This window comes from Acidimicrobiales bacterium (genome assembly GCA_041394265.1).
Classification (GTDB): Bacteria; Actinomycetota; Acidimicrobiia; order Acidimicrobiales; family SZUA-35; genus JBBQUN01.
Map to the genome: position 1 here is coordinate 3763606 of JAWKIO010000005.1, position 13219 is coordinate 3776824.

Annotated in this window: 16 protein-coding genes; 7 read left to right on the forward strand and 9 right to left on the reverse strand. The window is 67.7% G+C overall.

Annotation, left to right across the window (positions count from 1 at the left end; genetic code table 11):
• Positions 1-23 precede the first annotated feature (23 nt).
• On the reverse strand, positions 24-464 hold the full coding sequence (locus tag R2733_18240) for a cyclic nucleotide-binding domain-containing protein (protein ID MEZ5378449.1): 441 nt from the start codon (positions 462-464) through the stop codon (positions 24-26).
• 155 nt (positions 465-619) lie between these two features.
• On the opposite strand from R2733_18240, the gene R2733_18245 reads away from it, so the two are divergent.
• Together R2733_18245 and R2733_18250 are read left to right on the forward strand one after the other, a co-directional pair.
• Positions 620-1282, forward strand: coding sequence for a hypothetical protein (locus R2733_18245; GenBank protein MEZ5378450.1), 663 nt, complete (start codon positions 620-622; stop codon positions 1280-1282).
• Positions 1283-1455: 173 nt separating this feature from the next.
• Positions 1456-3183, forward strand: a complete 1728-nt coding sequence (locus R2733_18250; protein MEZ5378451.1) for a hypothetical protein — start codon at positions 1456-1458, stop codon at positions 3181-3183.
• Positions 3184-3188: 5 nt separating this feature from the next.
• On the opposite strand, the gene R2733_18255 is transcribed toward R2733_18250, so the two are convergent.
• Positions 3189-3818 carry a class I SAM-dependent methyltransferase gene (locus R2733_18255; protein MEZ5378452.1) on the reverse strand — a complete coding sequence of 210 codons (630 nt, stop codon included), beginning with the start codon at positions 3816-3818 and terminating at the stop codon, positions 3189-3191.
• Positions 3815-4288: a rhodanese-like domain-containing protein gene (locus R2733_18260; GenBank protein MEZ5378453.1), complete on the reverse strand. Its 474-nt coding sequence runs from the start codon at positions 4286-4288 to the stop codon at positions 3815-3817. The genes R2733_18255 and R2733_18260 overlap by 4 nt, the downstream gene beginning before the upstream one ends.
• A gap of 108 nt (positions 4289-4396) precedes the next feature.
• Between R2733_18260 and R2733_18265 the strand changes: the two genes are divergently transcribed.
• Genes R2733_18265 through R2733_18275 form a run of 3 tightly spaced genes read left to right on the forward strand, consistent with a single transcriptional unit; the run spans position 4397 to position 7888 of the window.
• A complete protein-coding gene (locus R2733_18265) occupies positions 4397-6160 on the forward strand; it encodes an amidohydrolase family protein (GenBank protein MEZ5378454.1) in 1764 nt (587 codons plus the stop codon).
• An 11-nt stretch (positions 6161-6171) separates the two neighbouring features.
• Entirely contained in the window at positions 6172-7068 is an 897-nt protein-coding gene (locus tag R2733_18270; protein MEZ5378455.1) for a rhodanese-like domain-containing protein, read from the forward strand.
• A gap of 22 nt (positions 7069-7090) precedes the next feature.
• The gene (locus tag R2733_18275) at positions 7091-7888 is read left to right on the forward strand and encodes an SDR family NAD(P)-dependent oxidoreductase (GenBank protein ID MEZ5378456.1); all 798 of its coding nucleotides are present in this window, start codon (positions 7091-7093) and stop codon (positions 7886-7888) included.
• Positions 7889-8058: 170 nt separating this feature from the next.
• Here R2733_18275 and R2733_18280 read toward each other — a convergent pair whose 3' ends face one another.
• From R2733_18280 to R2733_18305, 6 genes are all read right to left on the reverse strand, one after another.
• A complete protein-coding gene (locus R2733_18280; GenBank protein MEZ5378457.1) occupies positions 8059-8463 on the reverse strand; it encodes a hypothetical protein in 405 nt (134 codons plus the stop codon).
• Between the two features lie 18 nt (positions 8464-8481).
• Entirely contained in the window at positions 8482-8712 is a 231-nt protein-coding gene (locus R2733_18285) for a hypothetical protein (GenBank protein MEZ5378458.1), read from the reverse strand.
• A 120-nt stretch (positions 8713-8832) separates the two neighbouring features.
• A complete protein-coding gene (locus R2733_18290; protein MEZ5378459.1) occupies positions 8833-9003 on the reverse strand; it encodes a hypothetical protein in 171 nt (56 codons plus the stop codon).
• Position 9004: 1 nt separating this feature from the next.
• Positions 9005-9400, reverse strand: coding sequence for a hypothetical protein (locus R2733_18295; protein MEZ5378460.1), 396 nt, complete (start codon positions 9398-9400; stop codon positions 9005-9007).
• Between the two features lie 39 nt (positions 9401-9439).
• On the reverse strand, positions 9440-9793 hold the full coding sequence (locus R2733_18300) for a hypothetical protein (GenBank protein ID MEZ5378461.1): 354 nt from the start codon (positions 9791-9793) through the stop codon (positions 9440-9442).
• Between the two features lie 82 nt (positions 9794-9875).
• The gene (locus tag R2733_18305) at positions 9876-11177 is read right to left on the reverse strand and encodes an acyl-CoA dehydrogenase family protein (protein MEZ5378462.1); all 1302 of its coding nucleotides are present in this window, start codon (positions 11175-11177) and stop codon (positions 9876-9878) included.
• A 156-nt stretch (positions 11178-11333) separates the two neighbouring features.
• On the opposite strand from R2733_18305, the gene R2733_18310 reads away from it, so the two are divergent.
• Together R2733_18310 and R2733_18315 are read left to right on the forward strand one after the other, a co-directional pair.
• Complete coding sequence (locus tag R2733_18310) at positions 11334-12242, forward strand: AEC family transporter (protein ID MEZ5378463.1); 909 nt, start codon at positions 11334-11336, stop codon at positions 12240-12242.
• A gap of 319 nt (positions 12243-12561) precedes the next feature.
• A complete protein-coding gene (locus R2733_18315) occupies positions 12562-13218 on the forward strand; it encodes a DNA starvation/stationary phase protection protein (GenBank protein ID MEZ5378464.1) in 657 nt (218 codons plus the stop codon).
• The last annotated feature ends 1 nt before the right edge of the window (position 13219 follow it).

Here is a 13219-nt window from a genome sequence, read left to right on the forward strand (position 1 = left end):
CGATGACCGGGTCGAGGTTCGCGCTAGTGGCGACCCTCGCCGTGGTGCGCGTCCATCTCGTGCAGCCGCATCGCGAGCTTCTTGGCGACGGCCTTGGTGAGGGCCGGGTTGTCGTCGAGGATCTGGTCGAAGCGGTTGTGTGGGATGACCATCAGGCTGAGGTCGGTGGTGGCCCGGATCGTGGCCGACGCTGGGGTGTTGGCGAAGAGGCCGATTTCGCCGAAGACCTCGACGGCGCCGATGTCGGCGACGTGCTCACCGTCGACCTCAACGGCGACGGTGCCCTCGAGCAGGAGGTAGCCCTCGTTGTGGCGCTGGCCCTGGGTGATGACGACCGTGCCGGCCTTGACCGTGACCTCGTCGGCAGCCTGCTCGAGATGTTCGATGGCCTTCTTGTCGGCCTCCTTGAACAGGTCGATGGAATGAATGCGGTTGGCCTTCGCGTCGTTCTGATTCCGCAGCATGTGTCGAGGTGTCCTTTTCCCGGTCAGGTGGGAGCGTCCGTCGATCCCAACTGTGTTCCGCCCGAACATAGTCCTTCGCTGTCGCTGGTGGGAGCCCTGCGGGAGGTTTCGCTCGGTCGGTCGAGCCGTGGCCGCACCATGACTACGATCCGCCCATGGTCGTGCCCGTCATCGTCGTCGCCACCTCCGGCTACCTGGGTGAGGTGATCGCCATCGTGGCGAACCCGGCGGAGGGCTCGACGCAGACGGAGATCGTGGGTGTCGTTGCCGCGGGATCGGTCGATCTGGTCGGCGAACTCGCCCGCCGAGTCGGTGTGCCGGTGGCCCCGTCGCTCGACGATCTCGAGGAGCGGTCGGGCCTGGCTCCGGGCTCGAACCTCGATGAGCGACGGATCGGACTCGTCGTTGCCGGTGGCTCGATCGCCGACCGAGCCCAAGCACTGCAGGACCTTCACCACCGCCCGACGCTCGTTCACGCCGACACCACGATCGGGCCATGGGTCGAGCTGGGAGCTGGCACCATCGTGTCGCCGGGTGTGCGGATCACGGCGAACGTCATCGTCGGCCAGGGCTGCCTTGTCCACACCGGCGCGGTGCTGAGTCACGACGACCGCCTCGGCGATCTGGTCACGATCAGCCCGTCGGCAACGCTTTGCGGTGGTGTCGAGATTGGTGACCGGTCGACGGTGTTTGCTGGTGCCACGGTGATGCCTGGCGTGCGTATCGGACGCGACGTCACCGTCGGCGCCGGGGCGCTGGTGCGAAAGGACGTGCCGGATGGTGCGACCGTGGCCGGCGTTCCCGCTCGAGCCCTCTGACTCCCTCGTTCGACCGCTGCGCCATGATCCCCGTGATCGGCGCGAACGCGACGGGGGTCTCCCCCTGGTACGGGCAGGGAGAACGTGTCAAAGTGACATGGCATCCCGAGGGGGAAGCAGCGTGCCGGTGATCGACAGCGCCGCTACGTGCCGGAGTGTTCGGAGGGAACGACATGGCTGAAGAACTGACTGCTGACGCGCCCGAGGCGGGCGAAGCGATCGACGAGGTCACCGTCGTCGAGGACCACCAGGTCGACAACAGCCGGACCATCAATCTCAACATCGATGGTGAAGTTCATGGCGACACCGAAGTGAGCGATGAGTCCGTCAACGTGACCGCCTCCGGCGCCGGTTCGGCGGCGGGCGGTGACCAGATCGGTGTGGCCACCGGCGATGGTGCGGTTGCGGCCGGCGGGACCATCGAAGACTCGAACATCGCCACCGGCGATGGCGCAGTCGCCTTCGACGGCGAGAACAATGGCGTGATCAACACCGGTACTGACGCCCCGGAACCAGTGGAGGCGCCCGAGCCTGCGCCGGTCACGGTCGCCGAGGTGATCGAGGAGCCGCCACCGGCGGCCGAGCCCACACCCGAACCCGATTCGAGCGCGCCCGATACCGCACGCGACGTGGTCGTCCAGGCCTTCGAGAAGCTGTTCGGCGACGAGTCCGAAGCGCTCGAGTACTCGAAGGACCCCGAGGGCTGGCTGGCCTTCAACGACGTCGACCCCGAGGTCGCCGCCACCCAGGAGTTCGGTGAGATGGTGCTCGATGTGGCGAAGGGCATGATGCCGCCGCAGGTCGCCGGACGTCCGTTGGCACCTTCGCCGTCGCCCTCGAGCCCGCAGGCTCCCGGCGCTCCGAGCGCGCCGAAGCCCGAGGTATCCTCGTCGGCACCTGGTGGGTCGACCCCGGCGCCCGCCGGGCCGTCGGCGATACCGGTCGCCGCCACACCTGGTGGCTCGACGCCGGTGGCGGTTCCGCCTGCGGTGGTGCCGCCAACCCCGCCGCCCATGGACGTCGTCGAGGAGACCGTCAATCGCTACGTCTCGACCGTCTACGAGACCAATACCGAGATCACTCAGAACATCGTCGACAACGCCCGTCACGTCGACCTCGACGTGGAGGGCGAGGTCCATGGTGATCTCGAGGTCACCGACGAGTCGACCAACGTCAGCGCCCAGGGCGCTGGTTCGGCAGCAGCGGGTGGCGACCAGACCGGTGTCGCCACCGGCGACGCCGCAGTGGCGGCCGGCGACGACATCGACGATGCCAACATCGCAACCGGTGATGGCGCCGTGGCGTTCGACGGAGCGAACGACGGTGTCGTGTCGACCGGTGTGAACGAGGGGATCATCGCCGATGGTTCGGCCGAGGGCGCGGTCGTCGGCGACGACAACATCGTCAACAACATCGAGGGCAGTGGCAACACGATCGGTGATGGCAACGTCGACTCCGACATCGACGTCGACGGCGACGCCGTGATCGGCGACGGCAATCAGACCGTCCAGGGATCCGACGATGTCAACGCCGGCTTCGGTTCGGGCGACGTGGTCGATGCCGAGGACGCAGCGATCGGGGGCGACGGCGACACCCAGATCGCCTTCGGCGGCGGGTCCAACGCCAATCAGGACAACGACACCACGATCGACAACTCGGTGAACGATTCGTTCAACGACGAGAGCGTCGAGGGCACGGCGGTTGTCGACAACTCGACCAACGACTCGTTCAATGTCGACGAGTCGGTCGATGTCGAGATCGAGACCGACATCGTCGACAGCTTCGAGACCGACAACTCGATCGATGATTCGTTCGACACCGAGGACTCGTTCAACGAGGACTTCGAGCAGACCATCGATGCCGAGGACTCCACGGTCAGCGACGTCGAGATCGAGGACTGATCGAGTCAGCCGGGGCGGCTGGCGAGCACTTGCACGACCGCACCATCACCGGTGTGGCCAGGACCCTCGATCACCGGCCGGACGAATTCCTCGCCGTGCTCGATCGTGAGTCCAACGAGTTCGTTGCGGAGACCGGCGAGGGTCATCGTCAGTTCGGGGACGGGTGGACCGCCGGTGCCTCGGCCGATCTGGTCCGGCGTGTACGCCTCGAGGATGAGGCGGCCGCCGGGCCGCAGGGCGGTGGCGAGTGCGCCGTGGACTCGAGCCCGGATCGGAGGTGGGGTGTGGGCGAAGATCGAAACGATCAGGTCCCACCTCGCAACGCCCAGGTCGAAGGTGGCAAGGTCGGCGACGACGGTGGTGAGCGGCACGCCACGGTCGGCCGCCAACCGGGCGGCCTTGGCCATGCCCGACGAGGTCAGGTCGACCGACGTGACCCGGTGACCGAGCCTGGCCAGGTGGACGCCGTTGCGGCCCTCGCCGTCGGCCAGACACAGGACGTCGCCGATCGGGAGGGTGACAGCCGACGCCGCGAGGAAGTCGTTGGGTTCGGTGCCGTACCAGTAGTCGTCGTCGGCGCCGTAGCGGGCCTCCCAGACGGCGGCGGGATCGGGGCGATCGGACGGCGAGCTCACTTGACCACCGGGAAGCCCTTGCCCGTCCAGGCGCTGATCCCACCGTCGACATCGGCCACGTCGACGAAACCGAGGTCGGCCATCATGGCGGCGGCCTGACCGCTGCGATTGCCCGAGCGGCAGTACAGCAAGTAGGGCACGGTGGGATCGAGCTCGCCGAGCTGGGCAGCGAAGTCCTCGGCGTAGAAGTCGATCATCATCGCCCCTTCGAGGTGTCCCTCGGCGAACTCGTCGGCCGTGCGCACGTCGAGGATCACCAGGTCGGCAGGCGGGTTCTCGGCGATGGCCAGTGCGTCGTCGACGCTGACGACCCGCACGCCCGGTGTGCCCTCGGATGCACTGTCGTCGGCTGCGGCGGCACTCGTGCCGGCGTCGGGACTGGCCGTTGCGTCGGAGGACGAACCTCCGCAGGCCGAGGCGAGGGTGAGGAGAGCGACGAGGACGGCGGCGAGCGAGCGAGGTGCAAACATGGAGCGCATTGTACGGACATTTACCGTCGTTGGGGTGGCAGTGGCCCGAACGTGCCAAACTCGAGCCACGTCAGCTCGAGCATGAGTAGCACGACAAGGGGACGAAGTATGGGACATGAGGTGGTCATCAAGGGCGGTGTCGTCGTCGACGGCACCGGCACGCCGCAGCGGTCGGCCGATGTGGGCATCGATGGTGGACGGATCACCGCCGTCGGTCCCGGACTCGACGGCAGCCGAGTGGTCGATGCCGATGGCGCCATCGTTGCTCCCGGCTGGGTCGACGTGCACACCCACTTCGACGGGCAGGCGACATGGGACGACACCCTCGATCCGTCGTTCTCCAACGGCGTCACGTCGCTCGTGATGGGGAACTGTGGCGTCGGCTTTGCCCCGTGCCCACCCGGCGAGGAGCAGACGCTGATCGAACTCATGGAGGGGGTCGAAGACATCCCCGGCAGCGCATTGCACGAGGGTGTGCCGTGGGGCGCGTGGTCGAGTTTCCCGGAGTACCTCGACTTCCTCGGTCAGCGGTCCTACGCCCTCGACGTCGGTGCGCAGCTCGCGCACGGTGCGCTTCGTTTCGCCGTGATGGGGGAGCGAGGCGTCCGCAACGACGACGCCACCGAGGCCGACATTGCCGAGATGCGTCGCGTCGTCGCCGAGGCGGCAGCAGCCGGTGTGCTCGGCTTCTCCACGTCTCGGACGATCTTCCACCGCTCGATCGACGGCACCGCCGTCCCCGGCACCTACGCCACCAACGAGGAGTTGTCCGAACTCGTGCAGGGCATGGTCGACGGTGGCGGCGGGGTGTTCGAGGCGATCACCTCGGCATCCATCGGTGCCATGGCGGCCTTCGGTGGTGAGCGGTTCTCACAGGAGCACGAACTCGCGCTGCTGGCCGAAATCTCTCGCACCAGCGGCGTCAAGACCACGTTCACCACGGTGCAGAGCCGTGACTATCCCGAGGCGTGGCGAGAGGTCCTGGCCTTTGCCGAGGCGCAGAACGCCGCCGGCGCGCAGCTGTATCCGCAGGTCGCGTCCCGTCCGATCGGGCTGCTGTCGAACCTCGGCGGCTATCACCCGTTCATGCGGCGCCGTCGCTATCTCGAGCTCGCCGATCTCCCGGTTGCGGAGCGAGCAGCAGCGATGCGAGATCCGGAGGTGAAGGCGGCGGTCCTGGCCGACGACGACATCGCACCCCACAACGAGGGGTCGATGGAGAGCCTGTACCTCAGCCTCCAACTCTCGATCGGTCGCATGTTCCCAGCTGACCACCGACCTGACTACGAGCCCGATGCCGACCAGAGTTTCGAGGCTCGGGCCGCGGCGCTCGGTGTCAGCCTCGAAGAGGCCATGTACGACTTCCTCACCGAAGGCGACGGCACCAATGTGGCGTCACTGATGGGTGCCGGCTACGTCGACGGCAACCTCGATGCCATCCGGGAGATGCTGGTGCACCCCGCCACCGTCACGGGATTGGCCGATGCAGGCGCCCACGTGAAGCTGATCTGCGACGGCACCGCGCCGACCACGCAGTTGACCCACTGGGTCCGAGACCGGTCCCGGGGTGAACGGCTGCCGATCGAGTTCCTCGTCGAGAAACAGACTCGGCGCAATGCTCGTCTCTACGGCCTCACCGACCGAGGGACGCTGGAGCCGGGGATGCGGGCCGACGTCAACGTGGTCGATCTCGACCGCCTCGCCGTGCACCGTCCGGTCGCCACCAACGACCTCCCGGCCGGTGGTTGGCGGTTCCTCCAGCCGGTCACGGGCTACGTCGCCACGTTCGTCAACGGCGTCCAGACGCGGGCCGATGGCGCCGACACCGGCGAGCGACCGGGTCGGCTCATCCGTCGTCCCACCACACGCTGAGGAGAACGGCCGTGGACTTCGCCCATCCCGAGTATCTGGTCACCACCGACTGGCTGGCCGCGCACCTCGATGAGGTGGTGGTGCTCGATGTCACCGCCAAGTTGACCTCGAAGCTCGAGAACCGCGCACGGGCCGAGTGCTACGACCTCGGCCACATCCCCGGCTCGTTGTTCTTCGACTCGGCTGCCGGGAAGGGCGTGCTGTCCGCCCCCGAGGCCGAGCTGCCCTGGATGTGGCTGAGCGAGGCCTCGTTCGTGGCGACCATGGCCGGCTTCGGCATCGAGAACGACACCCGGGTGGTGATCGTCGCTCGCACGCCTCGGGCCGGCATCGATTCGGGCACGATGTGGTGCACCCGTGCGTGGTGGACTCTGCACCACATGGGCGTGGACTGCGCCATCCTGCACGGAGGGATCGAGCAGTGGGAGGCCGAGGGCCGACCGCTGAGCACGGAGGACGCAGTGCCTCGCACCGGTACATCACCGTTCGCCGTCGCCTCGGGGTGGGAGCGGGTGCGAGCGACCAAGGACGACGTCCTCGCTGCCACCACGGCCCCCACCTGTATCGTCGATGCGCTCACGGCCGACAGCTTTGATGGCACCGGCACGGCCTACGGTCCTCGTGGTGGCCATATCACCGGTGCGGTGAACGTACCCTTCCGCTCGATGATCACCGAGGAGACCGCAGCCTTCGTCGATGCCGACACGATGCGCCGACTGCTGAGCGAGGCCGGGCTCCTCCAGCACGACTCGATCATCACGTACTGCGGCGGTGCCATCGCTGCGACCGTCGACGCGTTCTGCTTGGCGCTGCTCGGGCATGAGGGCGTGGCAGTCTACGACGGCAGCCTCATGGAATGGTCGGCCGATCCCTCGCTGCCGATGACCGACCCGTCGGCCGGGAGCTGACCCGACGACCTACGCTGTGTCGATGCCAGTCAGCGACCCCCGTGCGTCCGGCGATGAGCCCACCGCGGTGTCGATTGGCGGCGAGCAGGCCGCCGTGTCGATCGGCGACGCCCGAGTCGTGGTCACCGGCGGTGCACGCGGCATCGGCGCCGCCATCGTCGACCGCTTCCGGGCGGCGGGCGCCGCAGTTGCCGCACTCGATCGCTCCTTCATCGACGCCGAGCTCGATGCCGAAGTGGTCCGAGTCGAGGTCGAGTTGTCCGAGCCGTCGTCGGTGGCAGTCGCCATGGACCAAGCGATCGGCCTGCTCGGTGGCATCGACGTGCTGGTCAACAACGCCGGCATCTTCCGTATCACCCCACTTCTCGAGATCGAACCCGACGAATGGGACGAGATGTTCGCGGTCAACACTCGGTCGATGCTGCTCACCACCCAGGCTGCGGCTCGGGCCATGATCGCTGCTGGCTCTGGTGGCTGCGTCGTCAACATGGCGAGCATGGGCGGCAAGGTCGGCGCTGCCGGCCAAGCGCACTATGCCGCCTCGAAGGCCGCAGTGATTTCGCTCACCCAGGTCAGCGCCGCCGAGCTCGGTCGCCACGGCATCAACGTGAACGCAGTGTGCCCCGGCTACGTGCTCACCGAGATGGGGGCCGATACCCGTACCGCCGAGCAGATCGCCGAGTGGTCGGCACGGTCGCCGCTCGGCCGGCTCGCCACGCCGGACGACGTCGCCAACATGGTCATGTTCCTCGCCTCGCCCGCTTCGGCGTACTGCACCGGCCAGGCCTTCAACGTCACTGGCGGCATGATCACCCACTGATGCGGCCGACAGCGAGCCCATCCCGCCGTCGAACACCCGTCCCACAGCTCACCCCTCTGCCAACGCTCGGCCCCAGAGCCCACCCTTTGCGAACTCTCGGCTGGGGAGCCCGGAACTGGGCCCGTGGGCCGAGAGTTCGCCAGAGGTGGGCTCGGCAGCCGAGCGTTCGGTCAGCGTTTGGGCTGGGGGATGACCCGACGCAGGTCGTCGGGAAGCCGACGCCACTGCTTCTTGTCGAGCCAGACGGCTGCCAGGGTCTCGGCCCACCGCTCGTCGCGGCGGCAGCGCTCGGCGAGTTCGTCGGCGTAGCGGTCGGCGTGGGTCGTGAGGATCTGTTCGACGGGCCCGGCAGCCACGTAGGCCCGGAAGGACGGCGAACCGTGCGGGTGCTGGATCAACGCGTCGAGCACGCCGATCGGGAGGGTGCCGCTGTCGGCCGCGTCGTCGATCTCGTCGGCGACGGGGCGTAGCGCCCGCAACTCGTCCGGCTCGCCCGTCTCGATGCCGGTGGACAGCTGCCAGTGACGGAGGTACGACGTGGCCAGTGCGTCGTTGGGCAGCGGCTGCAGATCCATGCCGAAGTCTCGCACACCTCAGGTGGTGGGCGGAGGGAGGTAGCGGCCGTCGGCGTCGAAGCGCAAGGCACTCAGCTGGCCTGGCACGACCTCGAGATCGGTGCCGAGTGCGACAGGGATCTTCTGATAGCTCCACTTCATCACGTCGAGCGTGAGCTCGATGATCTGGTCGGGGCGGTAGTGCTGGGCCAGGCGTGCACGGAGTTGTGGTGTTGCTCCGGCCGGGTCCGAGAGGAGGGCGTCGGCCAATTCGAGTGCGACGCGTTGCGCCGCTGTCAGACCATCGAGTCGAGGGGGTCCTTCGGTGACGTGTGCGGCGAGGTGCTCGTCGAACCCGTGCTGTTCGGCAACTGCCGAGCGCAGCGACAGTCAGGTGTGACAGTCGTGGTAGGTCGCGCAACGCAGCCGCACGAGTTCGGTGGTGACCGGGTCGATCGCATCGTTGCGCACCGCAGCCGCGGCGAAGTCGGCGAGGGCGTCCTTCAACGCTGTGCCGGCGCGGGTACCGGCGGCAACTCGGGGTCGACGTGGTGTCGCCATCTCAGAGCACCCGGTCCAGGAACAGTTCGAGACTCATCCGTTGCTCGACGATCAGCAGCGCAGTGACGAAGTCGGCGAACCGCTGATCACCGAGCACCGAACACAGTGCATCAGCCTGCTCGTCGGAGAGCGAGGCGACATCGACGATCCACTGTTCAGTGAACGCGAGGGCCGCCCGCCCGACATCGTCGAGGTGCACGTCGGTCGGCCACGACGCAAGCGCTCGTTGTTCGGCCGGGGTCATGGCAGCCAGCGTCGGCTCGTGGCGTCGCAGCATGGCCATGCGCCGGGCGCACAGCTCCAGCAGGGAGCGATCGCGGATCGCCCAGGCAGCAGCGTACGCGTCATCGAGCGCTACCAGGGCGTCGGTGCCCCGCAGGTGGTCATCGAGCATCACCGTCCGAACAGTACCTCGGTCACACAGACCCGGTGTGCGTCATCCTCGGGCGAGGAGCGTCCACTCCTCCTCGGTCCATGCCGGGCGTAGCTGTTGGGTCATGAAGTCGACGGTCCACTGCACCATCTCGAACCACGGCAGGTCGACGCTCATCGCCTCGGTGAACGCAAGCCCCTCCAACAGGAGGGCGGCGTCTTCGATCTCGAGCTCGATCTCGCGCTCGGGCCCGTCCATGGCCTCCCACTCCTCGTTGCTCCAGGTCTGCCAGACCCGGTACTCGAGCAGCGTGGCACGCACCGGTTCCTCGGAGGCGCCGTGGTCATCGAGGATGCCGATGGTCTGCCTCACCGCTTGTCCGGCCTCGATCGGGAGGAGCAGTCGACGAGCGAACATCGACATGGTGTAGCAGCTGCGTGTGCGCGAGGCCGGATCGCGGCGGTGGCTGCCGCTCGCCGCCCGGCGCTGGCGGGCAGGATCAGCGAGGGATCGAGCGCCAGTCCTGTCCCTTGAAGGGGTCGGGTTCACGGGGCAGCCCGAGGACTCGCTCGCCCACGATGTTCCGCTGGATCTCGGACGTGCCGCCCTCGATCGAGTTGGCCCTGGTGCGCAGGAACTGCTCGATCCACTCGGCGGCGTCGGTGTCGTCGGACTCCCAGGCAGTCGCGTCGGCGCCGAGGAACGACATCGCCGACTCCTGCAGTGCCTGGTTCGATGCGGCCTTGGCGATCTTCGAGATCGATCCCTCCGGGCCGACCTGCTGACCTGCTGCGGCTTTGGCCCGGGCGCGTGCGCTGGTCAGCGACAGGACCTGTCCCGCCGCATAGTCGGTGACGAGACGCTGGCGGGCGACCGGATCGAGTGCGGCGCCGTTCTCGACCGCTCTCGCTCGCACCTCGTCGAACGGCTTGCCGCCGAGGATCTCGTCGGACGACTTGCGCTTCTTCTTCTTCGTCCCGGACAACGCATGGCGTTCGGCTCCGAGCGTTGTGAGCGACGCCCCCCAGCCCTCGCCAATCGGACTGATGCGGAGCAGGTCGTGGACTCGGACGTCGGTGAGGAACACCTCGTTGAACTCGAGCTGACCGGCCATGTTCACCAGCGGCCGGACCTCCACGCCGGGGGCCTGCATATCGAGTCCGAAGTAGGTGATGCCTTTGTGTTTGGGCTGATCGGGATCGGTGCGGGCGAGCAGCATCGCCATCTCGGACTCGTGACCGAACGTGGTCCACACCTTCTGACCGTTGATGATCCACTCGTCACCGTCGCGGACGGCCGAGGTGGCGAGCGACGCCATGTCAGAGCCGGCGCCGGGTTCGGAGAAGAGCTGGCACCAGCGCTCGTCGCCGCGCAGGAGTGGGGGTAGGAGACGTCGCTTGGTCTCGTCGCTCGACCACTGCTGGATGGTGGGCGCGGCCAGCGGCAGCCCGGAGCCGCGGGGAACGTGCGGCACCTCCCAATCTGCGAGCAACGTGAGCGCCGCCTGGGCGTCGGGCCGTGACAGACCTCGGCCACCGTGTTCGGGTGCGTAGTGCGGTGCGACCCACCCGTGGGCGCCGAGCTCCCGCACGATCGCAGGGTTGTCGGCTGCGGCCTTGGCCTCGAGCATGGCGCCCTCGTCACTTCTTCGCGCCGCGTCCACCCACTCCGGCGCCAGCAGTGATTCGAGCAGCTCCTCGAGCTCGGCCCGCCCCTCGAAGTCGGTGCTGTCCGGCGGTCGGCTCGTTCCCTGTTGCTCAGCCATGCCCTGTCGCTCGGCGGTGCCCTGTTCCTCGGTCATGCCCGAGGTTCTACCCCGCCCGTTCTGTGCGTCAAAATCACCGCCAATCCCGAACTGTGCGTCATTCGCGTCGCCAGCGGGAAGTTTGACGCACAGAACGGGTACGGGCGGGAAGTCTGACGCACAGAAGGGGCGGGCGAATAGGCTCGCGGGCTCGTGTCCACGCTCTCGCTCCTCATCGACGTCCTCGGGCCAGTGGTCCTCATCGTCGCCGTCGGTGCGTATGCCGGGCCACGACTGGGCATCGTCGCCGGCTCGCTGTCGTCGTTGGCGTACTGGATCCTCGGCCCGGCATTCGTGTTCCAGCTGTTGCAGGACAACGGTCTGGACTCTTCGACCGTGCTTCGCCTGTGCATCGCCGGTGTGGTCGGCATGGTGGCCGCAGTGCTGGCCGCCGTCGCTGGGAATCGGGCGATCGGATCGACCTCGTCGGTGACCGCGGCCTCCGTGGTGACCAGCGCCTACGGCAATGTCGGCAACGCCGGTTTGGCGATCACGGTCTTCGCGCTCGGCGACGACGCGCTACCGGCGGCCGGCATCCTCATGCTGGTGATCAACGTGCTCGGGATCACCCTCGGGGTGGGGCTGGCGGCTGGGCAGACGGTCGGGGTGGTGGGAGCGGTTCGGCGGGCGGTGCTCGCGCCGATGGCGATCGCCGCGATCATCGCCATGCTGACCGGGGCCGTCGACGTGGCGCCACCGTTGGTCGTCGAGCGTTCGATCGGCCTTCTTGCCGGCGCCCTGATCCCGGTGATGCTGTTCACGCTGGGTCTCCAGCTCGCGATAACTGGCCTGCGCGCCCGTACGCCCGACCTCGGTGTCACGATCGTGGCGAAGCTGGTGGTGGCGCCACTCGCCGCGACGACCGTGGCCCGGCTGGTCGGCCTCGATGGTGATCTGCTCTGGGCGGTGGCCATTCAGTCGGCCATGCCGCCGGCGGTGTTCTGCATGGTGCTGGCGATGGAGCACGACCTCGAGACCGAGCGAGTGACGTCGGCGGTCGTCATGACCACGCTGGCCTCGCTCGTCACCCTGCCGGTGGTCCTGGCCTTCGCTGCCGGCTGACCTCGCCGCTCGCCACCCACCCGACGTCGATGTCCGACCGACCTCGACACTCGACCTTGGTCGGTCGAGCCACCGGAACTGTGCGTCAAACACGTCGCGATCTCCGAACTGTGCGTCAAACGCGTCGTCTGCGGGAAGTTTGACGCACAGAACGGTTCTTGGCGGGAAGTTTGACGCACAGAACGGATCGAGTGGGGAGTGTGACGCACAGAACGGGGAAGGCGGGTTTGGGGTGCGGTGGGGTGGGGGAGGACGGGAGCAGCTCGAACCCGGCAGGGTTCGGCCCCTCACACATCCCCTATAGCGAAAGGTGACGCTCATGGCACACACATCGGTTCCCGGACTCGAAGCATCGAAGGCGACGGAGGCAATCCAGCACCTCGAAGACCGCCTCGTCGGCCTGATCGACACCCAGCTCGTCCTCAAGCACATCCACTGGAATGTGATGGGACCCAACTTCATCGCTGTGCACGAGATGCTCGACGAGCAGGTCGACGCCGTGCGGCTCATGACCGACGAGGTCGCCGAGCGCATCGCCATTCTTGGCGGGACGCCGAACGGCACGCCCGGGCATGTCGTGGAGACCCGTACCTGGGACGACTATCAACTCGGGCGAGCCTCGGTCGAACAGCACCTCGATGCACTCGACTCGGTCTACGACGGTGTCATCGCCGACCACCGGGCAGCGATCGAGGGGACGGGGACGGTCGATCCCATCACCGAGGACCTCCTGATCGGCCAGAGCGCCAAGCTCGAACTGTTCCAGTGGTTCGTGCGTTCGCACATCGAGAATGCGGGCGGGCGTGACCGCACCGCCGATCGGGACGCGACGGCTGCCCATGTTGCCGGGCGTGGCCCCACCAAGGAGGAGGCCGCAGCTGCCGAGCGCAATGCACCGCAGCAGCCCGATGTGGAAGCCGAGTATCGCGAGATGACTCGAATCGGCGCCACCACGAACGGCGAAGGGCGGATCTGAG